The 23,801-nt window shown below is 64.6% G+C and carries 22 protein-coding genes; 13 read left to right on the forward strand and 9 right to left on the reverse strand.

Going from position 1 to position 23,801, the window contains the following annotated elements; translation table 11 throughout:
- From NRB20_RS39480 to NRB20_RS37050, 4 genes are all read right to left on the reverse strand, one after another.
- Positions 1–4,944: ATP-binding protein (locus NRB20_RS39480; protein ID WP_194290146.1), on the reverse strand; the 4,944-nt coding region annotated here is incomplete at its 3' end.
- The gene (locus NRB20_RS37040; protein ID WP_153416105.1) at positions 4,941–6,548 is read right to left on the reverse strand and encodes a WXG100 family type VII secretion target; all 1,608 of its coding nucleotides are present in this window, start codon (positions 6,546–6,548) and stop codon (positions 4,941–4,943) included. The genes NRB20_RS37040 and NRB20_RS39480, both read right to left, overlap by 4 nt.
- Positions 6,549–6,679: 131 nt before the next feature.
- Entirely contained in the window at positions 6,680–7,084 is a 405-nt protein-coding gene (locus NRB20_RS37045; protein WP_194290147.1) for a YbaB/EbfC family nucleoid-associated protein, read from the reverse strand.
- A 28-nt stretch (positions 7,085–7,112) separates the two neighbouring features.
- Complete coding sequence (locus NRB20_RS37050; protein WP_319945875.1) at positions 7,113–8,498, reverse strand: hypothetical protein; 1,386 nt, start codon at positions 8,496–8,498, stop codon at positions 7,113–7,115.
- A 160-nt stretch (positions 8,499–8,658) separates the two neighbouring features.
- Between NRB20_RS37050 and NRB20_RS37055 the strand changes: the two genes are divergently transcribed.
- From NRB20_RS37055 to NRB20_RS37065, 3 genes are all read left to right on the forward strand, one after another.
- Complete coding sequence (locus NRB20_RS37055) at positions 8,659–10,572, forward strand: type VII secretion target (RefSeq protein WP_153416107.1); 1,914 nt, start codon at positions 8,659–8,661, stop codon at positions 10,570–10,572.
- Positions 10,573–10,580: 8 nt separating this feature from the next.
- Positions 10,581–12,596, forward strand: a complete 2,016-nt coding sequence (locus tag NRB20_RS37060) for a hypothetical protein (RefSeq protein ID WP_153416108.1) — start codon at positions 10,581–10,583, stop codon at positions 12,594–12,596.
- Between the two features lie 110 nt (positions 12,597–12,706).
- A complete protein-coding gene (locus tag NRB20_RS37065) occupies positions 12,707–14,290 on the forward strand; it encodes a P-loop NTPase family protein (protein ID WP_319945876.1) in 1,584 nt (527 codons plus the stop codon).
- 17 nt (positions 14,291–14,307) lie between these two features.
- Here the strand turns inward: NRB20_RS37065 and NRB20_RS37070 are convergent, their stop codons facing one another.
- The 4 genes from NRB20_RS37070 to NRB20_RS37085 all read right to left on the reverse strand — a co-directional run bounded on the left by NRB20_RS37070 (position 14,308) and on the right by NRB20_RS37085 (position 16,654).
- A complete protein-coding gene (locus NRB20_RS37070; RefSeq protein ID WP_153416109.1) occupies positions 14,308–15,138 on the reverse strand; it encodes an ATP-binding protein in 831 nt (276 codons plus the stop codon).
- 18 nt (positions 15,139–15,156) lie between these two features.
- Positions 15,157–15,363: a DUF397 domain-containing protein gene (locus tag NRB20_RS37075; RefSeq protein WP_319945877.1), complete on the reverse strand. Its 207-nt coding sequence runs from the start codon at positions 15,361–15,363 to the stop codon at positions 15,157–15,159.
- On the reverse strand, positions 15,360–16,241 hold the full coding sequence (locus NRB20_RS37080) for a helix-turn-helix domain-containing protein (RefSeq protein WP_319945878.1): 882 nt from the start codon (positions 16,239–16,241) through the stop codon (positions 15,360–15,362). The genes NRB20_RS37075 and NRB20_RS37080 overlap by 4 nt, the downstream gene beginning before the upstream one ends.
- A 158-nt stretch (positions 16,242–16,399) precedes the next feature.
- Positions 16,400–16,654: a hypothetical protein gene (locus NRB20_RS37085; RefSeq protein ID WP_153416110.1), complete on the reverse strand. Its 255-nt coding sequence runs from the start codon at positions 16,652–16,654 to the stop codon at positions 16,400–16,402.
- An 11-nt stretch (positions 16,655–16,665) separates the two neighbouring features.
- Here NRB20_RS37085 and NRB20_RS37090 point away from each other — a divergent pair, with 11 nt between their 5' ends.
- From NRB20_RS37090 to NRB20_RS37135, 10 genes are all read left to right on the forward strand, one after another.
- Positions 16,666–16,875 carry a hypothetical protein gene (locus NRB20_RS37090; protein WP_153416111.1) on the forward strand — a complete coding sequence of 70 codons (210 nt, stop codon included), beginning with the start codon at positions 16,666–16,668 and terminating at the stop codon, positions 16,873–16,875.
- A 257-nt stretch (positions 16,876–17,132) separates the two neighbouring features.
- Positions 17,133–17,690, forward strand: coding sequence for a DUF3558 domain-containing protein (locus NRB20_RS37095; RefSeq protein ID WP_153416112.1), 558 nt, complete (start codon positions 17,133–17,135; stop codon positions 17,688–17,690).
- Positions 17,691–17,730: 40 nt separating this feature from the next.
- Entirely contained in the window at positions 17,731–18,252 is a 522-nt protein-coding gene (locus tag NRB20_RS37100) for a hypothetical protein (RefSeq protein WP_194290148.1), read from the forward strand.
- A gap of 6 nt (positions 18,253–18,258) precedes the next feature.
- Positions 18,259–19,416: a WXG100 family type VII secretion target gene (locus NRB20_RS37105; protein ID WP_153416113.1), complete on the forward strand. Its 1,158-nt coding sequence runs from the start codon at positions 18,259–18,261 to the stop codon at positions 19,414–19,416.
- A gap of 59 nt (positions 19,417–19,475) precedes the next feature.
- Positions 19,476–20,246 (forward strand): ESX secretion-associated protein EspG, encoded by a 771-nt coding sequence (locus tag NRB20_RS37110; protein ID WP_227834233.1) that lies wholly within the window; start codon positions 19,476–19,478, stop codon positions 20,244–20,246.
- A 91-nt stretch (positions 20,247–20,337) separates the two neighbouring features.
- Complete coding sequence (locus NRB20_RS37115) at positions 20,338–20,829, forward strand: DUF3558 family protein (protein WP_153416114.1); 492 nt, start codon at positions 20,338–20,340, stop codon at positions 20,827–20,829.
- Between the two features lie 240 nt (positions 20,830–21,069).
- Complete coding sequence (locus tag NRB20_RS37120) at positions 21,070–21,402, forward strand: WXG100 family type VII secretion target (RefSeq protein ID WP_153416115.1); 333 nt, start codon at positions 21,070–21,072, stop codon at positions 21,400–21,402.
- Complete coding sequence (locus NRB20_RS39735; protein WP_153416116.1) at positions 21,399–21,695, forward strand: WXG100 family type VII secretion target; 297 nt, start codon at positions 21,399–21,401, stop codon at positions 21,693–21,695. The genes NRB20_RS37120 and NRB20_RS39735 overlap by 4 nt, the downstream gene beginning before the upstream one ends.
- Entirely contained in the window at positions 21,680–22,984 is a 1,305-nt protein-coding gene (locus NRB20_RS37130; protein ID WP_153416117.1) for a WXG100-like domain-containing protein, read from the forward strand. The genes NRB20_RS39735 and NRB20_RS37130 overlap by 16 nt, the downstream gene beginning before the upstream one ends.
- 20 nt (positions 22,985–23,004) lie before the next feature.
- Positions 23,005–23,547: a hypothetical protein gene (locus tag NRB20_RS37135; RefSeq protein ID WP_153416118.1), complete on the forward strand. Its 543-nt coding sequence runs from the start codon at positions 23,005–23,007 to the stop codon at positions 23,545–23,547.
- Here the strand turns inward: NRB20_RS37135 and NRB20_RS39740 are convergent.
- The gene (locus NRB20_RS39740; protein ID WP_406603923.1) at positions 23,483–23,794 is read right to left on the reverse strand and encodes a hypothetical protein; all 312 of its coding nucleotides are present in this window, start codon (positions 23,792–23,794) and stop codon (positions 23,483–23,485) included. The genes NRB20_RS37135 and NRB20_RS39740 overlap by 65 nt on opposite strands.
- Positions 23,795–23,801: the final 7 nt, after the last annotated feature.

Below are 23,801 nucleotides of genomic sequence, written 5' to 3' on the forward strand. Positions count from 1 at the left end.
TCGCCGAGCCGCTGGTCCACATCCGCGCACAACGTCTTGAGCACCTCGGCGGAGAGCTGCTGCGGGGTGAGTTCGCGCCCGCTGGCGGCGAAACGCACCGATTCCCCGGCGGTGCCCATGCGCAGTTGGGGCTTCTACTGTGGCGAGGCCGCGGCCGTGCAGGCCGAAGCCCAGTTCGGTGTCGAGATCGGTTGCGGCTCGGGCTATTCGGGGGGCGGCTTCGAAGTCGGCTTCGGCGGGGCGGGTGGGGAGGTTGGGGTTGGTGTCGGTGACGGCTGCGAAGAGGGTGTCGTCTTTTCTGCGGAGTTGGAGGCGGGCCGGGCCGTCGGGGGCGTGGCGGGCGGCGTTCTGAAGGAATTCGGCCAGGGCGAAGTTCACGGTGTCGGTGTGGTCGTCCGGCCAGCCGTTGCGTTGGGCGAGTTGTGTGACCATCTGGCGGACTACGCCGATCACGGGTTTCACGAGGTTCGGGGAGATGGTTATTTCGAGATCGGGGGCGGAGGTGTCCTGTGGCGGGTTCGCGGTGTTCTCGAAGAAGGTGAACCACACCGTTTTTCCGGTGCCGGGGTGCACGGTGAAGCCCCAGGTCGCGGTCTGCTGGTCCAGGAGAGCGAGGGTGGGCCAGCCGGGGTTGCCCGGTGTGGGGCGGGTCGGTGGGGTGGTGTCGGGGTCGGTGACTTCGATGGTGAGTCGTCGACTGCCTGGTTCGCCCTGGATCGTCGCGGTGACCGGCTGTTGTGTTCCGGTCTGGCGCACCAGCTTTCGGGCCAGCGCTGCGGCCTTCTCGGATTGGGCGGCGACGGGCCACGCGGCCAGGACCTCGTGCAGTGGTTCGGTTGCCGGGGTGGGTTGTGCGCTCGTGCCGGATTTCGGTGTGTCCGAAGTGGGTTCGGGGGCCGGAGGCGGGGTGGCGGAGGCCTGTGGTGCGAGGGGAGGTCGGTCCGTGGACTTCTTGGGGCGTTTGCCGGGGGTCACCGTCGCCCACGGGACCGGGCGGATCGGCACCACCGGGCCCGGGAGCGGGGGTGCGAGCTGTCGTGACGGGAGAGGTTCCGGGCCGGGGATCACGCTCGGGTCGGGGATACGGCCCGGTGCGGGGTCGTCGGGGTTCAGGCGTGGTGGGGCCGGATCCTGTGGTGCGTCACGGGCTTTCGGGTCCTTCGTGGTGGGGATGCGGTCGGGGATGATCTTCTCGGCGGGCGGGTTTTCAGGGAGTGCGGGGAGATGGGTGGTCGGGGCGACCTCATGATGGGTGGGGTGGGTGAATTCGGCCGGGCGGGTGTTGGTGTCGTCGGGGTCCATTCCGGGGATGGGGAGGGTGCCCGGAATCTGGAAGCCCTGGAGGTCCGGCGGTCGGTCCGGAGAAGTCCAAGGTAGGTGCGGCACAGCGGAAATCGGTTCGGCGGCCGGGTCGGGCTCCGGGGGATCCGGGACGCCGGGGACGACGATGTGGTCGCCCTGGTCGAAGGTGACCTCCACGGGTGCGTCCGCGGGCATCGGGAGGTCGCGCACCCCGTCGAGGGTGGGATTCGGGATGTAACCCGATGCGCGGGTGGCGATCTCGTCGCCTTCCGGGGTCGTGAACTCCGGGGGTGGGGAGTCGGGGGAGTCCTCGTCGTCCGGACGGTCGCTCGTGGCGGCTGCGGTCGGCAGTGTGGCGGCGTGGCCTGCGAGCGGTGTAGCGGTGTCGTCGCGGAACTCGGGTGGAGGTGTCGAATTCTGTTGTGTTGCAGCTATATTAGTGGCAATCGTGGGCTGAGTAGTTGGCGGCACGGTATTCGCATCGCCGGTGTGGGGTGCCGATGGTGTCGCGTCCGGATGCGTCGTCGCCGAGTCCTGGTGCGCGGCGAATTCCGGTGTGGGGGCGGATTGTTCAGTGGATCTTGTACCGGTGGAATCGTTTGCGCTGGCTGTGGCCGTGGTGGGTTCGGTTGCGGCAGACGAATGTTCGAAGGTATCGGGTGCGGCGGGCTTGACGGCCGCGGATGCCAGTCCGGTGGACTCTGTTGCGGCGTGCTCGTCCGCGGTGCTGGTTGGGATGGTGGGTTCGGTTGCGGTAGAGGAAGGTTCGAAGGTGTCAGGTGTGGCAGGCTTGGTGGTCGCGGATGCTGGTTCGGTGGATTCCGTTGTGGCGGGCTCGTGTGCGGCGGATGTGAGGTGCTCGGTCGAATGTGTCGTCTCGTCGGTGGACCGCATCATCGGCGATTCGGGTGGGGCGGAGTTGTCGACGCGGCTGTCCGGGGGTGTGGGGGCGGCTTGGGTGGTCGGATCATTTTGCGCCGCAGCGGGTTCGGCTTCGAATTGGCGGGCCAGGCCCTGGAATTCGGTGTCGAAATCGAGGTCCAGTGGGGGGCTGGGGGTTTCGGAGGAGGGGCGTTCCAGGGTGGTGATGGCGCGGTGGCCCATGGCGGATTCGGGCATGTCGGTGCCGGGGGTAGCTTGGGAGACGTTGCCGGTTTCGGGGTCGAGGGGGATCTCCGGGGCGTGGGTTCCGTCCTCGGTTTCGTGGAAGCGGATGAGGTGGGTGCTGGCGGCGTCGAGGTCGTCGAGCCATTTGCCGACCGCATCCTCGACCTCCGTGCGCATTTCGAGGACGGGGCGGCCTTGTTCGTCGAGGATCCATTCCACGACCTCGTTGCCGGATATCTTGCGGGCCACGTCGCCGACGCGCTCGTAGATCTCGACATTGCCCTCGGCATTGCGCGTCACGGTGGCGGCGTGGGCGCCTGTGTCCTCGAACTGCACGCCCATCAGTGCGGTGCCGCCGTCGTCCCCCACCTCCTTCACCACGGCTGCCGGTGATTCGGCGCCGCCGCGTCGCCAGTCCGCGTGCACGGTGTTCGCGAGATCGCGGCCGCCGACCCCGGATGTGTTGGCGCGCTGGGACAATGCGGTCAGGTCGCCCATCGGGTGCCCGGTGACGGTCTGCGTGACCTCCGCCGCGTACGGGGCGCACTGGGTGCGGGGAGTCGGGCCGCCGTCGTCCATCGGTATGAACGGGCCCCCGCCATCGTCGCCGGGAGGTGCCGCGCCCTGTCCGTGATCGGCTTCCGAGCTGCTCGGTCTCTCCACGCTGGGAGATGAATGTTCCTGTGAGACATTGTATTCGGATGATGCGGACGGTTCACCCGGTGCGTTGTCCGAATCCCCGGCGCGCGGTGCCGAGTGCTCGGGTCCGGCGGCCTCTCCCGGAGGAGAAGCTCCGTCGTCGGTGTGGCCGGGTGCCGCACTGCCGTTATCGGCGGAATGCTGCGCCGGACCGTCCGCGGAGTGTGGCGCGGGGCCGTCGGTGGAATGCGGTGCTGCCGTCGAAACCTCGCGATATCCCGCGGGCACCTGCCCATCCCCACCCGACGCGGGCTCGACAGTCGTGCGTTCGGCGAGGGATGCGACCGGATCCAGTTGTCCGGCACGGGCATTCGGCGACGCGGGCGCGCGGGAGGTCTCGGCGACCGTGCTCACGTGTTGCACGGGACGTCCCGGCGCGACCGAGCCCCCGTCGTGCCCCATCGGCGAGCCGGACCCGTGCCATGGCGCTGCCGAGGTCGGCGTCGCCAGACGTGCCGAATCAGGCTGGGGGCCAGGCACTTTCGGATCGACACCGTGATTACCCTCCGGCCCGCCAGCACTGGATTCACCCTCGCTCAGCACCCGTGCCTCGGCATCGCGACCCCAGGACATCAATTCCGGTGAGAAACCGTCACCGGATTCGGAACTGGGATGTCCCAGCACATCCGCTTCGATCCGGCGTCCCATGTCCGCCCATTCCGGCGGGATGCCCATTTCTTCGGGGGTGAGTCCCTCGGGCCGGGGGACCTGGCCGTCGCGCGGCGCATTGGCCGTGGAGGTGGACTCGGGCGACGAGTGTCCCGAACCTGCTCTACCGCTCGGCGAAACAGGTTGCACCCCAGTGGATCTCGCCGAGTCCCCACCCGACACCATAGGTCTCGCCGAGTCGGCACTCGCCACCGTCGGCGTCGCGGAGTCGGCACTCACGACTGTCGACCTCGCCGCCCCGACCCCGGCACGCACCCCCGCCCCGACCGCCCCGGCAATACCGGCCCCGATCCCGGCGATCGCCATATCGGCCAGATTCCGCCCCTGAATCTGCCCCCCGCTCAACACCGTCGCGGTCACCCCACCCGCCACCCCACCTGCGGCGCCACCAGCCCCACCGGCGGCCACGGTCCCGGCCACATGCCACAGCACCTGCACCGCCCGCGACGCCGAATTCGCCCCCAACCCGCTCACCATCGGCGCGATGACCCAGCCGACGGCCGCACCCGTCCCGCCACCGGCCGCACCCGCCGCGAACGCCACCGCGGCCGACTTCCCGTCGATCGTCTTGCGGTGCCCCTGCACGATCTGCAAACCCTGCGCACCCAGGTTCACCCCGCCGCCGATCACCGTACCGACCAGTGCGCCGCGCCCGACCATGGCCAGGAACGGATGTTCCACCATGAACCTTCTCGCCTGCTGCGCAAGCCATTTCAGCAGATCACGCCAGGCGAATTTCATGGTCGTCTCGGCGGCGAGCCGATCGGCGACGGTCTTGGCGGCGTTCATCATCGCCAGGTCGATCGTGATCTGCACCAGGAGCGCCGCCGCGGTGCCGATCACCACGTACTGCTCGAATTCGAGCGAGTTCGCGGCCTCGTACAACTGCCGGGCCCGGTTGTCGCAGTTGGTGATCTGCGCTTTGGTGTCGGCGATCTGGGTGCGCAACTGTTCGCGGATCGCATCCCCGGTGGCGCCCTCGAGGGTGGTGGCCGCATGGCTGGCCAGCAGGGCCTCCAGCCGCTGGAGGGTCTCGCCCAAGCGGCGCGCCTGCGCGACCCAGGCGTCGGCGAGGCGGCGCATGGCATCGACCTGGGCCAGCGGCAGATGCCCGGCCACGAGATCCACCAGCCAGGTCGGGAAGCCCGACGGGATATGCACGCTCACCGCGTGTCCGACCGCCCTCGCGCGTGTTCGACCACCAGCCGGTGCAGGACCTTCGCGGGTGCTCCGGCGTTCGCGCCGCGCAGTTCGACCTCGGCGAAGGCGGCGACCAGCGCGGCCCGGGGCCGGAAGCGCTCGTCGTCGAAGGCGTGGCTGCTCAGTTGCGCGCGCCAGCGGCGATACCCGCCGACGACACCCGGCAGCCCCGCGTGCCGGTCCCATTCCCCGCTGATCCGCCGGTATTCGACGATCAGCGACCGTTGCGCGAGTCGGCGTGGTTCGGCGCCGGCGGCCGCCTCGAGTACCCGGCCGAGATCGGCGACGATTGTCGAATACATCGGCCGCTGTGCGAATTCCGGCATCGGTTCGCCCGAATATGCTGTGGTGCTTACTTTTTCGGCAAGTATGCGGGGATCTGTGAAAGCCTTGCGATCGAGCAGGATCCAGGGCCCAGCCCGCGCACCCGTCCGCTCGGTGCGGGCTCGGTCGCGCAGCACCTGGGACATCGTGTGCTCGCCGAGCTCGGTGACGCCGATCCCGGCGAATTCGAGGAACGGATACTTCCCGAGGATGTCGTCCACGGCCGCGACCAGTTCGATCACCGTCTGCTCGATGAGCGGCACCGTGTCGAACCCGGTGAGGCGCAGGTCGTGTCGGGCGGCGAGGGCCCGCAGGGCGTCCAGAGCGGCCGCATCGCCGGGGGTGGGCGCGTACTTCGCTCGTTTCGGGCGGGCCGGTTCGCGACCGCGGGGTGTTCTGGGTGCCGGTCCGGCGGCGCGACGGGGTGGGAAGACCCTTCCGGGAGAGGAACCGCCGGGCATCGACGGTGCCCACGGCGTTCCCGAGGCGTTGCGTGCCGGTGAGCCTGCGGCCGGGCCGGACCAAGGCGTCTGCGTGGACTTTCCGGAGCCCGTCGAACCGTCCCCGACCTTCGGAGTTCCTGCCGGAGATTTGTTCGAAATTGGTTGTGCGGCAGGTTTTTCCGAAGAAGCAGGAGAGACGTTGCCTGGTGTGGGGGACTTGCCTGCGGTATCGGCGGGCGTCGACGCGGTGTTGCCCGGATCGGCGGCGGTCGGCTGCTGTTGCGCGGCAGCAGGGCTATGATTCGGTGTGGGATAAGGGCTTTCGGTTGTGCCCGGTGACCGCGTGGTCGTGGATGGGTTTGCGGCAGAAGATGTTCCGGTGACGCCGTTCGAATTCGCGGTGGTATCACTCGTGGGATTCGATGTCGAACTCGCGGGCTGTGCCGACCGGTCGTACGAATTCCCGCTCGTCGGAGTCTCGAAACTGTTCTGCCCCAGGGTGCGAACCTGATGCCCGGCGTCCTGATCCTGGTCCTGGAAAGTGTCGGCAGCGTCGGTGATGCCCTTGTTCAGTGAGCGCAGATTGTCGACCAGATGTTGCAGACTGGTCAGCCCCTTCTTCGCATCCGGTTCGTAGCTCTCGGCGAACGTCCGGCCGGGTTCGTCGTTGCCCCAGCATTCGCCCTCGCGGTCCACGACCTCGCGCAGTTGGGCCAGGTCGTCCTGGGCGTCGTCGGCGATGGCGGCCAGGTCGGTCGCGAGCGTGCGCGCCAGATCGGTATCGACCTGTAACGAATCGCCCATACGCGACGTCCTCAACCTTCACCGCGACATCGAGGAGACGATTGTCCGCTACCTTCCCGCAGCACCGCCGCTACGGCCTTCCCAACGCTGGGAGGCCGCGCCGAACGTGTTGCGCGACACTCCCGACGACGTCAGCGCTCCTCGGGCTCCCGCAGACTGGGCGCACCGGGCACCAGATCCGGCAGGTCCGGCATCCCCTCGGCAGCCGCCGCGATCGGGGCCATGATGGTTCGGGCCTGTTCCTGAGCGCGGCGGGCGGCCTCGCGGCCCGCCTCGGTCACCGATCGGCCGAGCTGTTCGGGCTTGCCGCGCAAGGCTTTCGGTTCGAATCGCACGTCGGTGAGCACGCCGGAGCTGTCCACGGTCACCTCGACCAGCCCGTCGGCGGATTTCGCGGTCGCCCGCGCGGTCGCCAGCTTCGCCTGCACCTCGCTCAGGTGTGCGCGCTGCGCCTCGTAGGCATCGAGAACGTCCTCGACCTGATTGCGGATCCCGTGATTGGCCGCCCGCAATCCCTCCTGTTCCCAACGATCCACCGGGACAACCTTTCTCGCGGTTCCGCACTCAACCGGTCTCGCCCTGACGCGCGGCGAAGCGCCGCTCGAGGTCGGCCTGGTACCGCGCCGGGGCGATGGAGGAGGACGACTGTTCCAGCACACCGTCATCGGCGAGGTAGAAAATCGCGCGGCCGATCGCCAGCTCCTCGCCGGATACCGGGACGTACACCATCCAGCCGACGCTGAATCGGCGAGCGACCAACTGCGACAACGGATATCCCGTGGTGTCCAGTCCCCGGCCGGTGATGTAGTCGCGGACCCGGGTGATCGCCGCCTCGGCCGGGAGCGGGTCCGGTGCCGGAGGGACGAGTCCGGCCGACGTCAGCTGATAACGCGCCTCGTCGATCTCGCCGACGGTCCCGAAGACATCGATCAGCGCCTCGACCGGCACCGCGCCCGACTCGGCGGAGGTGACCAATGCTTTTGCAGCAGGGAGCTTTTCACCGTACCCGGAATCCGCCGCGATACCGGCGATGATCTCGGCCGTGGTATCGCCGGTCCAGATTCCCGGCAGTGCCGCGGCACACTCCTGCGCGGACGGCGACTCCCCGCGATACCACCGCCCGGCCTCCCACCAATAACAGAAGGACAGCAATCCGCTACCCGCACGCGCGTTCAGGACCGGATCCGCGACCCAATCCGGCGCTCCCGCATACAGATTCGGCATCGGCGCGGCCTCGTTGTACGCCGCGTCCAGCGCGGGCGCGTTCCACACCCCACCCGAGAGCACCGCCCGCCCGCCCGGCAGCGCGTAGAGCGTGGCGCCTCCGCGCGCGACGCCCTCGAACATGCCGGTCCACGGCAACATGCGCGGCCCCCACTCCGACCCGGCCGCGACGAACGCCGCCGCGAGCGCCGCCCACCGCGCCCACATCAGCGGGAACGGTGGAAACTGGTTCTCCGCGAGCCGCGCCCACACGCCTCCGGTGCGGTCCGAACGTGCCTGGGCCGCGGCCTGTTTCGGACTGCGCCGCTGCCGGTCCTGGTGTCGGGTATAGGCGGCCAACCACACCGGAACCCTCGCGCGCGGAAACGCCGCCAGATCGGCGAGATACGCCTCCGGCGCGAACAACTGCCCGGGTGGGAACGGCTCCTCACCGTAGTCGTATTCGACCTCGAGCACTCCGGAGTTGGTTAGTACCAACAGCATTCGCCACCACGGCCCCGCGCCGGAAGCGGCGGCGGCGCGCAGTTCGCGGACGCGCGCGCGGATCTCCTCCGGTGGATCCATCGATTCGACGCGATCGCCCAGCGAATACACCAGGTGACCGAGTTCGGTGGTGACGGTCATCGCGAAGACCGCGTCCACGCGTTCCCAGCCCGTGGGACCGTGCCGGGCCAGCTCTCGGACGAGCGCGTCGTCGGTGGCCGGTCCGCGCGACTCGTCGGCCACACCGTCCTCCTGACTTCGGCTTTCGCGCACGGTCGCCGGTTTCGGCGTACTGCCGCATCTCGACGGTATCGGTGCGGCCCGCGCCCGGAATCGAGGCGTGTTCCCAGTGGTGGGGACGATCGACAATGAGACCGACCGCGGTGGGAAGGACTTGTCGAGCATGCCGGATAACAGCAGCATCCAAGTCGATCTGGAAATGTTGCGATGGTTGGCGAACGAGCACAAGAAGGTCGCCGACGCCACTCGGGAGTGGGCCAAACAGCCCACCGAGTGGCTGGCGAACTTTCCGCAGAGTTACGGCGTCATCGCCCATCCGGTGCACGTCGCGCTGACCGATTACTACCAGGCCCGCGAGAACGCCGGCAATCATCTGGCCAAGCAGCACGACGACACCGCGTACCAGCTCGAGCAGGCCGCGCTCGCCTATCAGCGCGCCGAGCACGACGGCGCCGCGGGCATTCGCAATGCCGGTGGGGGACAGGATGGTTCGTTCGGCGGCGACAACAGCAACGGGACGTATCCCGGCGTGCAACCCGCGACGAATCTGCCGCACACCGGCCCGGGTGGCACCGCGGGCAGCCACACTCCGGGCGACGGCAGCCAGAATGCGGTCCCGGTGGCCGACGGTATCGGCGGGCAGACACCCGCCGGCGGCGGCCTGCCGACCTCGCACCCGGGCGGTGCTCCGGCCGACGCGGGCGCGGGCGTGAGCCCGTACGACCCCACCGGGCCTACCGGCCCCACGGGCCCCACCGGTCCGCCCGGGACGATATCCGCCTCGCCCATGGACACGATGCCCGCCGGTGCGCCCCTCGGCGGCGGCGGATCGGTCTTCGCGCCCGGTGACGGTCGCGGTCCGGGCCAGCCGCCGTCGGCCGCCGACGCCGACGCGGCCGCCGCCATGATGACGCCGTTCGCCGCCGCCGTCGCCGCCGCGAAGGAACGCGATGCGGAACCGGCGTACATGGTGGGCGAGCAGGTCGACAACGATCTGGTGGTCGCGAAGGCGCTGCTCGGCGCGGTGCTGGCGGCGGTGGACTCCTCCGTGCTCGGCCTGCACTGGTCGGTCGCGGTGATGCGAAGTTCCAGTGGCGCAGGCGTTTTCATCACCTCCAACGAGGGGCGCGGCTGGTTCCCGGCCGGACTGTTCCTGCCGCGCGAGGTGTCCACGCCGTGGATGTGGGACGAATTCCTGGCCGCGGACTCCGAGGAGCTCGGCTCGCCCTGGGAGGGGGTGTCGGATCCGGCGCGGGTGCTGGCGGAATTCGGCCTGGCCTGGGGTGCGAAGGCCGGTGCCGCGCTGACGGCACTGGTGTCGTCCGGGCCGATCGATTCGGGAGTACGCACCCGGTTCGGCAATGCCGCGATGGCGGATCTGGTCGCGCCGGCCTACGACGTCGATCTGCGCGTGTTCACCCCCGACACCGCCGACCGGCTCGCGCTCGCCGGATCCACGCAGGCGCTGGAACAGGCTGCGGCCGTGGCGGATTCGCAGGTGGGCCAGCATTGTCTCGAGTTGGCCGTCGACGCGCAGGAGAAGGTGGGGGCCGGTGCCGCGCTGCCCGCCGACGCCCGGGGTTCGCGCGGGGTGCGGCAGCGGATTCTGGACGCGATGCAGGCGCATCGGGAGATTCCGGCGTCGTGGTGGGACGAATTGCGTGATGCCGATGACCTGTTGTCGGCCGCGATGCTGCCGCGCCGGGTCGATGTCAGCCGGGTCGAGCCGGGGGAACTTCGCGTCGACGACGAGGTCGCGGCCTTGCGCGCGATCGTCTTCGAACGTCGCTGCAACGAACTGGTGTTGCTGCTGGACGGGGAGCCGACGCGGCAGCAGCTGCGGGACGCGGCGTACGCGCACGATCAGATCGTGAAACATCCACGCTTCGTTGCGGTTCCGCCCACGGTGTCCTCGGTCGAGTCCGAGCGGGTCGCGCGTCCGGTGGTGTCGCCCAGCGGGGTTTCGGCGCCGAGTGGTGTTGTGGCCCCGAGTGTTACGGCAGGTCCGCCGCCCGGAGTCGTCGCGCCGTCGGTCGTGCCGCCCGTGGTGCGGCCGGTCGCTGACAGAGAGGGCTGACCGGGGCGATGGGGTCGGGGAAACAGGACGGCCAGCCGGAGCCCAGTCCGTCGCCGCAGGCGCCGCCGTCACCGTCCGGCAGCTCCACGCCTGCGCCGCAGCAGACCTCGGCCAACGGAAAGGACATCCTCGGGCCGAATCAGTATCTGGCGCCGGGGGAGTCGCTGACCAAGGGCGACAACACCCTGACGTGGGAGCCGAACGGGCAGCTGATTCTCACGAACAAGGACACCGGTGTGCTGAAGTCCTGGAACACCACGCTGCCCGGCGGAACGAATTTCGACGGCACCCATCTGGAGGTCAATTCCAGCGGTCAGGCGGTCGTCTTCAAGGACGGAAAGCAGATCGGGACCGTCAAGGACCTGATGTCGCCGCAGTGTTCCATCGACGCCGGGCTGCAATTGCAGGACGACGGATCGTTGGCCGCGACGGCGAAAGGGAAGCCGACGGGGCTGACGTATTACAAACAGTCGAAGTCGGATTACAAGTATCGCCTGTACTACCCGGTCGGTGAATCGGACACATTGCGCGGGACTATCGATATGGGGGAGTCGGCGGTGAACAGGCTGGCCCGCCCTATGCAGTTGAACAAGCCGTCGACGCGGCCGGACATTCTGAAGAAGTTGATCGACGAGAAGTTGATCGATGCCGATGATCATTCGGTCGCGTTGGACAAGTACGCGGACAATATGAAAGCGGTCGGCGAGGTCAAGCAGTGGATGAACGGTATGGACGGTGATACCGATGGTAAAACCGCGACCGTCCCCTCGTATGTGACCGACGGCCTCGGGTACATCGGCAAACAGGTGACCGGTGTGCGGGAGAAGCTCCAGGCCGCGGAGATCGTGCTGACCTCGCCCAATGCCAAGGGTGCCCGTACCACGGCTATTCCCGCAGACAACAAGATACCGAAAAACCTGGAAAACGAGCTCATCGACGACGTACTCGAACTGATCGACAAGGTGCAGACCAAGGTCGATGCGGTGAATCAGCACATGCAGGATTTGCAGAATCACATCGACAAGAATTCCGATGATTACAAGGCGGGGTACGAGGCGGGGAAGGCTTCGCATCAGTCCACCGGTACGGGGACCGGCACTGGTACGGGTAATGGTTCCGGCTCGGGTTCCGGCAGCGGTAGTGGCAGTGGCAGCGGCAGTGGTAGTGGTAGTGGCAGCGGTGGTACCGATTCGCTGAGCGCGCTCCTCGATCCGAATGATTTCGCCGACGACAGCACGACCGACACCACCACCACCACGGACGACACCGGAACCACCGACACCACAACCGATACCACCACAACCGACACGAATTCGAGCTCCAACGACTCGAGCAATTCGAGCACCGCCTCGAACAGTAGTTCCGGTTCCAGCTCCTCCAACCCGCTGAATTCCCTGATCAGCGCCTTCGCCCCCATCCTGGCAACCCTGCCGACCCTGGGGAACTCGCTCAGTTCGTTCATGCACCCCCAGCAGATGCTGAACAACGACACCACCGCCCAGTACGCCGGCACCCAGCATCCCGCCGCGACGATTCCCGCTGTGGCACAAGCGAATCCGCAGAATATCGCCGACGCACTCACCAACAATGTAGCCGCCTCCGCCGACACCGCCGCGCCCTCGATCACCGACCCGAACACCATGGTCGACCTGAAGATGAACGGCATCGGCGACGTGAAGGTCCCGTCGATGGTCGCCCAGGCCCTGCACAACGCCGCCCAGAACCCCAACGGCAGCGACGGCTGGGCCGCCTACTCCGGCACCGGCGGCCACGCCCCCGGCACCGCCGTCGACAGCGGAAACCTCCAAACCGGCGACATCGTCCAATGGCAACACCGCAGCGCCCTGATAGTCCGCGACGACACCGGCCTGCACGCCATGATCAACGGCCACCCCGTCCCCCTCGGCGACCCCAACTTCCCCCCGGGTGGCAAATCCCAATACGGCGACTTCATGGGCTACTTCCACCCCACCGGCGTCCCCACCACCCCCGACCAACCCGCCACCCAGGCCATGGCCACCTGACACCCGCGCCGGTGATCGCTTCGACCCGCCGAGCAACTCGGTCCGGCGCCGCGACCCGATCCGAAAGTGCGTCGGCCGATACCGAGGTCGGTGGCCGGTAGGGTGAATCGGTGAGGTACTTCAACACGGCGGGTCCGTGTTATCCGGACCTGCATTACATGCTTCCCGCAGTGGATCGTCTTCCCTCGGCACGGGAGTACATCGAGCTCGGTTTTCACTTCGCCGTGTATGTGCCACGGCCGAGTGGGAAGACAACTGCCCTGCTGGGCTTGGCTCAGGAGTTGACGGCCGGGGGCAAATTCTTGGCTCTGTCTTTCTCGTGTGAGGTGGGCGAGCCGCTGCGGGATGATGTGGGCGCGGTGGAAAACGCACTGCTGGAATCGATTCGGCTGTCGGCCAGCGTACGGGGGTTGCCGCTGGAGTTGATGCCGCCGGATCCGTGGCCGGACGCATTGCCTGGCATGCGACTCACAGTGGGGTTGAGCGCGTGGACCAAGCAGTGCTCACGTCCGCTGGTGCTCTTCTTCGATGAGATCGATGCGCTGCAAGGTGAGGGTCTGCTGAGTGTCCTTCGGCAGTTGCGGGCAGGATTCACCCAGAATCGGCAGAGCTTCGTGCATTCGGTTGTGTTGTGCGGACTGCGGGATGTTCGAGATTACAAAGCGGCCTCCGGTGGCGACCCAACTCGCCTGGGCACATCGAGCCCGTTCAACGTGAAGGTCAGGTCGCTCCGTATCGGGGATTTCTCGAAGGCCGAAGTTACCGAGTTGTTTCGACAGCACACTGCCGAGACCGGGCAGGAGTTCGATGACAAAGCGATCGATCTGGCGTTCTACTACACGCAGGGGCAGCCCTGGCTGGTGAACGCGTTGGCGTGGGAGATCACCGGCGTCGATAGGATGCGGGTGCGGGGTACGATCACCATCGACCACATCGAGCAGGCGAAGGAACGCCTGATCCTCGCTCGCGCAACACATTTGGATTCACTTATCGTGAAACTGAACGAGCCGCGGGTACAGCGGGTGCTCGAGCCGATCATCGCGGGTATCGAACCGGGCGGGGATCTCACGCTCGACGACGATCTCGGGTACGTGCGGGATCTGGGTCTTATCGCGCAGGACAAGGCATTGCGCTTCGCGAACCCGATCTATCAGGAGGTGATCGTGCGGATCCTCGGAGGCCGGACCGAGACCCTCGTGACCGCCACTCCCGCGAGTTTCCGGCTCCCCGACGGCCGTATCGACTTTCCGCTGCTGCTGAGTGAATTCGCCGAGTTCTGGATTCAACACGGTGACGTCCTGGCCGCCCGCGACAATTATCACGAGGCGGCCGCGCAGCTCGTATTGATGGGCTATCTCCATCGGGTGGTGAATGGTGCGGGTCACGTCGATCGCGAGGTAGGTGTCGGGCGCGGCCGGATCGATCTGCTGGTGCGTCAGCCCTATCTCGACGGCGAAGGACGGAAAGCGCTGCAACGCGAGGCCATCGAAATGAAGATCTGGGCCGATCGCCGCGCCGACCCCCTGACACAGGGCTTGGCGCAGTTGGACGGCTACCTGGACCGCCTCGGCCTGGAAACCGGAACACTCGTCGTCTTCGACCGCCGCCCGGTCGCCGAACCGATCGCCGAACGCACCGAATTCTCTTCCGCCCGAACCCCTTCCGGCAGAGAGGTCACCCTGCTCCGAGCATGAGTGCGTAGGGCTGGTCATCAGCGGTTGTCAGGGGGAGGGCCCAACATCGCCGTGAACCGGTTACTCACTTCGCTGTATTGCGCGGGTGGCAGTCCGTTGAGTTCCAGGGCGTGCGCGATGGTCGGGATGCCGGTCGCCAGTGCTTCGATGATTCTGCCGCCGGATTCGGGGGAGCGCAGGTACTGGCAGATGTTGACCAGCCACATGTTTCGGGCCGAGGTCACCATGTTCTTGCCGAGACGGTCGACCGTAACTCCGTACAGGCCACCGGGATTGGTGATGATCAGGCGGTCGTGGCGTAGCCGCACCTCGACTGCCATCCCTTGCGACCACTGGTCCAGGTCGCGGTGGAGCAGAGCGTTGGCGATCAGCTCGCGGAAGGCGACGAGTGGGTAGGCCGGAACGTCGACGACCGTACCGTCGGATCTGCTCACGATGGTCGTGTCGAAGGTCTGCTCGGCCCATTCCAGTGCCGCGTCCAGCATCCGGGGTATCGGACCGGTGAGGGTGACCTGGTTGCGCGCTCGGGCACCCGGTGCATCGGTGGCCTTCGGCTCGGCCGCGGCACGGACCACGAATTGCGGAAACCACTGCTGGGGATAGGTTCCGAGCGCGAGCAACCCAGCCAGGGTCGGGACCCCGTCAGTGGTGATCACACCGGCCCGGCGGAGTAGTTCGTCGCCCTCGAATCGGCCGAGCCCCTGCCGGTCACGTAACCGGACCGTGCGGGCGAAGTCGTCGACCAGTTCGTCGTCCAGATCGCCGCGGGATGCCTCGGTTATCGGTGTGCGGTCGAAACGTGGGGCTTGCCAGGTGGTGAGAAGTGCTTGTTCCTCGAGTATCGACATATCGAAATTGGGCGGTTGTCAGGGGAGGTCGTAGCGGCCGGAGTGGAGGGCGGTGGTGAAGGCGTCCCAGGCTGTGGGGGTGAAGACCAGGGCCGGGCCGGTGGGGTTGGTGGAGTCGCGGACGCCGACCATGCTGTCGGTGAGGTGGGCTACCTCGACGCAGGTGTCCTGGCTGGCGGACCTGCTGCTCTTGAACCATGCTGCGCCACTGGGTTTTACGGTCACGGCAGATACTCCCTTGCTGCCTTCAGAAGCAGATCTCTGCTCTTGTCTTCGTCCAATGCTACGCGGTCGATCTGCGTCAGCGCGTAGCGATAGCGGTTGATTTCGAACTCTTGATCCAGGTAGAGCGCACCGGTGTAGCCCTGCACGTAGACCACCGGGGGTTCGGTCAGTCGCGAGGTCTTGTGAGATGGAAACTCCATCAGCACAAAGGAACCGGTGAGCAATCCCAAGTGGCTGCCCACCCGATGAGGAACTATCCGAATCGAAACATTCGGTGCCCAACCGACATTCGCCAGATGCTCGAGTTGCTCCCGCATCACACCAGCTCCGCCGACCTGGTGATCCAGAACCGATTCGCTCAGAAACACTCGAAACTCGACCGGATCCACGGCATTCTCGAGCCGGGTCACTCGATGTCTGTGCAGCTCGAGCATCGGTTCCAGCGCGCTGGACGGATGATTGGGGAACTCCATCCAGGCGACAGCGCGTCGATAGGCGGGCGTTTGCAGGAGGCCCGGGACCATCGTCAGCTGGAAGCTCGTGATTCGTGTCGCGATCTCTTCGAATCCGATGAAGAGATCGAAGTGGGCCGGGATGAGATCGGCGAAATTGCTGTGCCACCACCCCGGTTTCTTCGTCTCGGCCACGAGCCCGACCAACGCCTCGGTGAGATCCGCTGGCGCACCGTACATCTCACACAACACCCTGACGTACAACTCTTTCAGCTTCGGCCCCTGCTGCCCGGACTCGATCCGCCACAGGGTTTGCGGTGACGCTTCGATCGCCTCGGCGGCGTCCACCACCGCCATGCCGCACTGCTCGCGCAACTTCTTCAGTTCTCGCCCCAACATGCGTCGGGGCACCGCCGAACCGGTCATCGCATGACCTCGCTGTCCTTCGACTCGAAATTTTGGAATGGGTGTGGAGCGGCATTACGGAAGCGGCACAGTATTTTCCGGGGTTCGCCCACCGAGAGCTTCCGCGCTCTTGTCCGGCAGCGTACTACTTGTGTCGGCCCGGCGGCCAGGTATTCCGCTCACCAATGTGTTTGCAACACAACCTTATTGGTTTCGGTCGCCGGGAAATCCAATGCGCCCATACTGATTTGGAGTATTCCATGTTCGACATTCCAGTAATCGACCATCACCGATTGCCGATCATGACGGTCGATTGCGCCCACTTCATCATGCAGAAACACCTGGAATGCACGGCCACGACCTGCCCGGTCAAAGCACAAGCCAAACACCGCTTGATCACAGCCGGACGCCTCGTCCCCGCCGACGTCGCCCACATGGGATTCTGATGCCCGACAACACATTCCACGACCACCCCAGCCACCCACTGCCCCCATCCGACATGCACGCCGTCATCAACAGCAGCGTCCACGCCCACTGCACCTTCGAAACCTGCGCCATGATCCGGGCCTGCTGGACCACCCTCATCGAGTTCGGCCACCCCCACCCGTCCGATCCCCCCGAACAATGCCCGATCTGCTCACCAGCCCAAACCTGACCGAATCGACCCGCCCACCACATGCCGGTCCGAGGACTCGGCAGCCGGACGATCGGCTGCCAGATGCTCCGCGCCGGTCCGGACAGTCCCCAACCAGTTCGCACCCGATATGCCGTGCTGGACATCTCCAAACCACCGATCACCGGTTGCTGGCCTCAGAACCGAACGTGTACGGTTGGCCCAGATTTCACAAGGGGGCAGGGTGCCGATCCGGCCCCGGGCGGACACATCCGTGCACCGGTGGCGAAAGGATCTCCATGACCAGGCGAGGTGTCGTCTCGGCAGTACTGGTTACCGGGGCTGTCGTTCTCACACTCACCGGATGCTCGTCATCGGGCGGGTCCACCGCGAGCAGCAGCTCCGCCACCACGACGCCGGTGCAGGTGCCGACGGGGTTCGACCCCTGCAACGGCATTCCACAGAGCGTCTTGGACTCGGAGTCGCTGCAGGGGAAGCAGCTGGACGACTTCCAGGCCGATGCCGGGAAGATCCTATGGCGTGGTTGCGTGTGGGCTGACCCGGATGGATACGCTGTTTCCATCCGGACTACCAACTTGACAGTCGTAATGACGCGGGACAAGCATTTTCCTGGTACACAGGAATTTACGATAAACGGGCGTCCAGCTATAGCTAGTCGGCAGCAGACAGAGAACACAAGTGAGGACTGTACGGTCAATGTTCAGCTGAAGGGCGGCAGCTTGGAATTCGACCTCACCAACCCGGCATCTGCACCCAAGACGGGAAAGACTGATACCTGTCAGCTCGCTCGAGGGCTCGCAGAGAAAGTGTTGCCGAGCGTGCCAGCCTCAGCGTAACGGCAAGCTTCTCGAACCACACCAGGAGGGGTGTAATACAGTGGCAGACGACAAAGATTCGACAACGCAGCGGCCGCTTACCGGCTTGATCAACGATGCAAAAGCTGGAAATTTGACAATCCGCATGGATTTAGACAGCTTTGTCCACATCGACCGTGACTGCACGCTTTTCAAGGCACAGATCCGAGTCGTTCAGAGACGTATGCGGGAGATCTCCAGGCAAGAGCATTGGGGACTTGGCGAAGATTACGTCGCAAAGGGAGGCAAGGACCTGATCTCGGCCAAGACGATGGTAGCGCGATGGAGAGCCAAAGCCGAAGGGCAAAAAGACGGCAACAGCGTATACGCAATTCTCGATTCTCATTATCAAACAGTTGACGATTTCCAGACCCTATTTCGCACGATCCGTGAGCAAATAACAGATCACGACACGACCCAAGCGGCGAAATATAAGCAGCTGGAAGCGAGTTTACCGCAAGAGGCGATGGCTCCGCAGCGTCTGTCGACCGTCACTCAGGCGTTGCCGGGTGTGATGCCTCAGCTGTTCAAGAATGTGCAGTGAGTTGATATGACAGCACAGAACGAGCCCGCTCAGATCCCGCACGACGGGGAGAATGTCTTCTCTTGGAGTCGTCAGGATATTCAGGATGCTTTCGAGCATCTCGATACCACGGACGCGCAGGCGCAGGCGTTGAAGTATGCGACTGGGGCGAGTGAGTTCGATCAGGGTTTGGAGACGTTCAAGCGTTCGATCGATAGGTCGATCACGGAGGCGTGGGAGGGTGCGTCGGCGGAGGCGGCGAAGGCGGCGATCAGTGAGTACACGAAGGATGCGGCGAATCTGACTGATCTGTTGTCCGGGATCGGTACGGGTATCAGTGCGGCGGCGGATGCGGTGGTGAAGACGAAGAACGGGATCAAGCCCGCCGCTGAGCATTCGTGGACGACGAATATCCCGTTCTTGGGGCGGGCGCAGGCCCGGAGCGAGGAGCACACTCGCACACAGAACGAGTCGGACACGAGGTCGGCCATGCTGCAGCATTACGTGACCGAGTTCAAGAAGACCGACAGTTCTTTGCCTGTGCTTCCGGCGAGCTTGAATCCGATCAAGACCGACAAGAATCCCGGGCCGGGTGTCACCAATCCTGGACCTTCTGCTCCGACGAGTACCGGTCCTGCCACGACGAATTCGAATGACAAGAATTCGGGCGACAAGAACTCGAAGGATTCGAAGGATTCGACCGATCAGAGTCAGTCGAACAATCAGAATCAGTCGACGAATCCGAACAGCACCGCGAATACGTCGAGTAACGCGTCCACGACACCGTCTTCGCTGGACAGCACGACTCCCAGCAGCGTCACACCCAGTTCCTACAGCGGTACCGGCGCGTACAGCGGAACCGGTGGGCTCGGCGGAACCGCCGGTGACAACACCTCCGGTGGCGGCGCGGGTCGCAGCGTGCCCGGAACGGGTACTCCGAATACCGCTGCCGCGGCTGCGTCGGTGAATTCCCGCGCCGGTGTTTCCAGTGCCGGAATGAATAATATGGGCGGTATGGGTGGCGCTAATCAAGGTAAGCGTGATGAGGATAAGGTCCACAAGACGGCTGAGTATTTGACGAATGCCGAGAATGGTGAACTCCTCATCGGTGAACTCGATAAAACAATTCCCGGTGGAGTTATCGGTGCCGATTTCGGTAGCGCGAAAACACCGCCTCCGGAATAGTGGACAGAATCCACGCAGGGCCAATATTTCGTATAGCGGTGGTGGCACCGGAAAGATCGATGGGACGAGACGCAATGCCGGAATGGGCTTGGGAGCCGGACGATTTCGCGGCGCTGTGGTTCAGCGACGCCAACGACAGGATTCCGGGTCTGCTGCGGTTCACCAGCCGGTTCGCCTACCGCGACGAGTTCGAACTGCATCGCCCCGCCGTGCGCGCACGATACGGCGTGGATGAACTCGACCAGATCGATCTGGCGCTGCACACCGTGACCACCTCGGACATGCGTGTCGAAATCCTCGGCAGCACAACGAAATACAAGGGCAGCAAAGGGAAACCCCGGGCCTACCGGATCATCGGCGCCCGGAATCTGTACCACGCCACGGTGCTGTACCAACTCACCGAAGGCCAGGTCGACGGCCGGATCCGCGTCCACTCGTACCGCCCCGAGCAACTCGGCGCCGGCCTGGTCGCGGCGATCCCGGGCCGGGAACCGGGCACAGCGCCACCGATCACCGTGCACCCCAACGATCTTCGCGACAACCACCACTCCGCCACCGGCAAAACACCAGCCGAACGCTACCGCCGACTGCTGTCGGGTCGCGTCGAGGGAAACGGCACCGCCGCACTCCTGGTCGGCCCGATCCACGCGAATCCCCAACCCGCACACGAGGTTTCGTGGTGCGATTTCACCGACGGCCGCTACCTGCGAGTCCTCGGCGAACACATCACCATCCGCCCCGCCACCGCCAAAGACCTGTCCGCCCGCTTCAACGCCTGGTTCGACAACGCCGCACAACGCCAACACGAGGACGAATACGAACGCTGGTAGCGCCGCATCTCGCGCCGGTTCGCACCCCGGGGCCGGGCCGCGAACAAGTGATCGTCAAATGGGAACGAAATGGGGATGAAATGCTACTCAAATGGGAAACGAGCTGGTGAGCGTGTCCGCTGATGGTCCGGTTACCCCTCGCGACCGGGAGCCCATCCACTCCTCGCTGTGGGACCCGCGCACCCTCCCGGATGAGGTCTGGCAGCAGGTCGGTGTCGACCCCACGACGCTCGCCACGACGATCGGTGGCCTCGAAGGAGTCTTCAAAGGCTTCAAACGCTGTGGTGGGCGCAGCAACCCAGGCAATTTCGCGCTGGATGTGTGGTCTCAGATGTACACACTGGAAGACTTCCGCCGCAAGCATGCTGGGGTCGAGTTCGTGCCGATCTCGATCGCGGGCCGAGAAGGTATGCGGTTCCGGCCGATCACCGACCGCCAAGGCGACCAGTGCGATCTGCTGTTCCCTGCCGAACAGGGATCGCTCAGCGTCACCGTACTGCGCCTGGACCACCACAGCTCGTCCTCGCCCTTCGAGCGGGCAGCCGAGGCCGCGGCTGTCATCGTTCCCCTGCTGCCGCGATGATTCCGGTCGCGGGTCTCGAAGTGCGCAACTGACGGAAGTTCCTGGCGAGCATCGGCTTTCACCGATGGTGTCTATACTGGTCCGATCGGTGTTCGATCGATAAGGGGGCTTTGATGAAAATTACTGCGGAATCCTTGGTCGAGGCGGCTTTGGCCATCGGCAATCGCGCGCACCATACGTGATGCCATCGACACCCGGGCCGAGGCGTTGCAATGTCTTGTTGTGGATGGGAGGTTATCAGTGGCCGATTTCGAGGTGAGTCCTGATGATATGCATAGTGCAGCGGATACGATGAACAGCATTTCGGAGGATTTCGAGAGCGAGCTGGCGCGCCTGCGTAAGGTAGTTCGTTCGATCATCGGAAGCAGTTGGCAAGGTACCGCAGCGCAGTCGCACGACTCTGCATGGGACGAATTTTTCGAAGGTGCAGGTGACATCGTTGCTGGTCTCTCGAACGACGCGGTCGCGCTGCATCGGGCTGCCGCGGAATATCAGGCTCGTGACCAATCGACGAGTCAGGCGTTGTGGCGTCTTCAAAGCAGTGCCGGGCCTAGCAGTTTGGACTTGCCATGACAACTGGGCATCGCGTCAACCTTGCGGAACTGGAACGACTCATCGAGGACGCAGCCACGACTCTTGCGTCGATTGAGGGCAGGATCTCTGACGTATCCAGGTGTGTCGAGGCGCTACATATGAACTGGACCGGTACGACAGCCGACGCACATCGCGTCGCGCATGACCGGTGGGTCAGTGGAGCGAAAGAAGCGCACGAGGCGCTCGACTCATTGCATAAAGCGGTCGCGGAAGCGCATCGGAACTACTCCGACACCGTAGATGTGAATGTTGGGATGTGGCCGAAACTGTGAGCCCGACGACTGACATTCATGTCAATACGGCCGATATGCACGCTGCGGCGCTCGCCTTGGCCACGGCGACAAATACCTTGTCAACTGCATATAGCAAGGTAGCTGCGGCAATGGGGGGTACAGGGGGAATGGCTGGTTCCGACCCTGCCGCGCGGGACTGGGGTAATGACTTCGATTCTGGTTTGTCGAGCACTGTTGATGCGCACTTCAGCTCGATTGCCGCTCTCGCGAACTGTGCCGAACTTGTCGATGCTACGGCGACCAATCATCGAAACGCCGATGGCGCTTCTGTCATCGGCAACAAGCCGACACCTGAGGCTCTCGGAATAAGTAAGGACAACCTTCTACCGAATCACCCGGGACCGCCGCCGAAGTCTGCCGGTCAGCCCGATAATTCTGAACCTTCCTGGTGGCGTTGGATAAAGGATAGGGTCGGTAATATTTGGCCCAACGGACACCAAGATAAACTTCGCGGTGCTGCAACTGCTCTGCGGTCCGCTGCCGACAGTTGCCATGGGACTGCAAATGCTATGACTGCGCATATCGGCACAGTCAAGAATCAGGTTTCACCGGAAATCGATTCGGCAGTTCACACCCTTACGACCTTGCAGAATTCTCTCAATGAACTCGGCAACGCATACACAGCGCTGGCCTCCGCTTGCGATGAACATGCCCATCACATTGACGAAGCTCATTCCGAGATGGAAGAAGAAGGGGCGGAGCTGCTCGCGTGGACGGTGGTCGACTTCTTGAGTGACGGTGCCGCGACCGCTGCTGCGGGCCGTGTTGCGGCACGGGTAATTGAGACTTACGCGAAGTTCAAGAGACTTCTTGAAGCCGCCCGTGTCGCGATACGGGCCACTGCGACGTCGACAATCAGACTCAAATCTGCGCTCAAGCCGATTGCCGAAGCCTTGTCGAAGATCAAATCTTTTGGGCAGAAGGGAAAAGATCTTGCCAAGGCGGAAGCAGATGCCGCATCGGCAGAAATAAGGCAACAGGCAGAGCAGATCGGCAACGAAGTCAAGAATCTACCCAAAGGCTCGGGCAAGCCTGGTGTGCTCGCACAGAAGCTTACTGATCTCCATTTGTCGCACGAGCAAGCTGTCGACGCTGCAGTTTCTGCGTCCAAAGCTGCATTTGGCGAGGTTGGTGGGACTGCGCCAGCGGTGGGAGGTGGCACGGTAATCCTTCCGGTTTATGCTGTCCAGAAGGTAGTATTGATCGTTCGTGAAGACGGATCTGTGATCTCGCAGAGTGGCGATGTTACCAGCTTCATCGCGAAATAAGTGAGGAGAAAAGTATCGGTATGATCGGTGTAAACCTGGATTTTGAAGTCTTTGTTCTCATGGGCATGACGTGCGACAAGTCCGTCAAGCGGGAGGCTCTGGAGCGTATCGGGGTGAGCTGGGATGCGGCAGAGGTTACGAAAGAAAGCATCGGCGATCTGCTGCAAGTGAACTCGAGGCAGTTCGAGAGTCTTGTACGACTGCTTGATGCCACTTCGGTGGTCGCCGGTTCGGACGTGCTTTCCTATCGACCGGCGTTGTGGCCGGAATTCGATATTGCCGTGACCGCTGACCATGGTTACTGGGATTCTGTCCGATTCGTTCGGAAGAGTGGTTTGCAGGTTCCGAAGGTTTCCAAGCCCGAGGAGTTGGGGGCTTGGAGTGTGACTGTCAGGGAGTTAGGGGAGATGTTCGGGCCTTTGGAGGACGGTGATCATTGGCCGCCGTATGAGGAGTTCTTGTTCGAGACGATGGCTGGGGAACGGTATGGCGCAGGGTTCAGTTGGGGGTTGATTCAGGATGTCGAAAGGCTGGAGAGTGTCCAGGGGTCGGCGAAGTTGTGAATTGAGCCCGCTCAGCAACCCTAAGCCCAACTCGAACATGGTTGTGCGCGAACGCCTTACGCCTGATTCGGGATGACGGCGGGGGTTGGTTTCGCGGTTTGCACCGTTGAGGGGTTGGGGTTGCTGGGGGGATCGTCGCCCAGGAGACCTCGGTGGATCCGTAGACGTTGTAGAGGATCTCGCCGAACACCTCGGCGAAGCGCAGCACCGTCGCCGCGGTCAGCGGCGCACCGCAACTGGCGACCACGCGCAGG

This window comes from Nocardia macrotermitis (assembly GCF_009604405.1).
Taxonomy (GTDB): Bacteria; Actinomycetota; Actinomycetes; order Mycobacteriales; family Mycobacteriaceae; genus Nocardia; species Nocardia macrotermitis.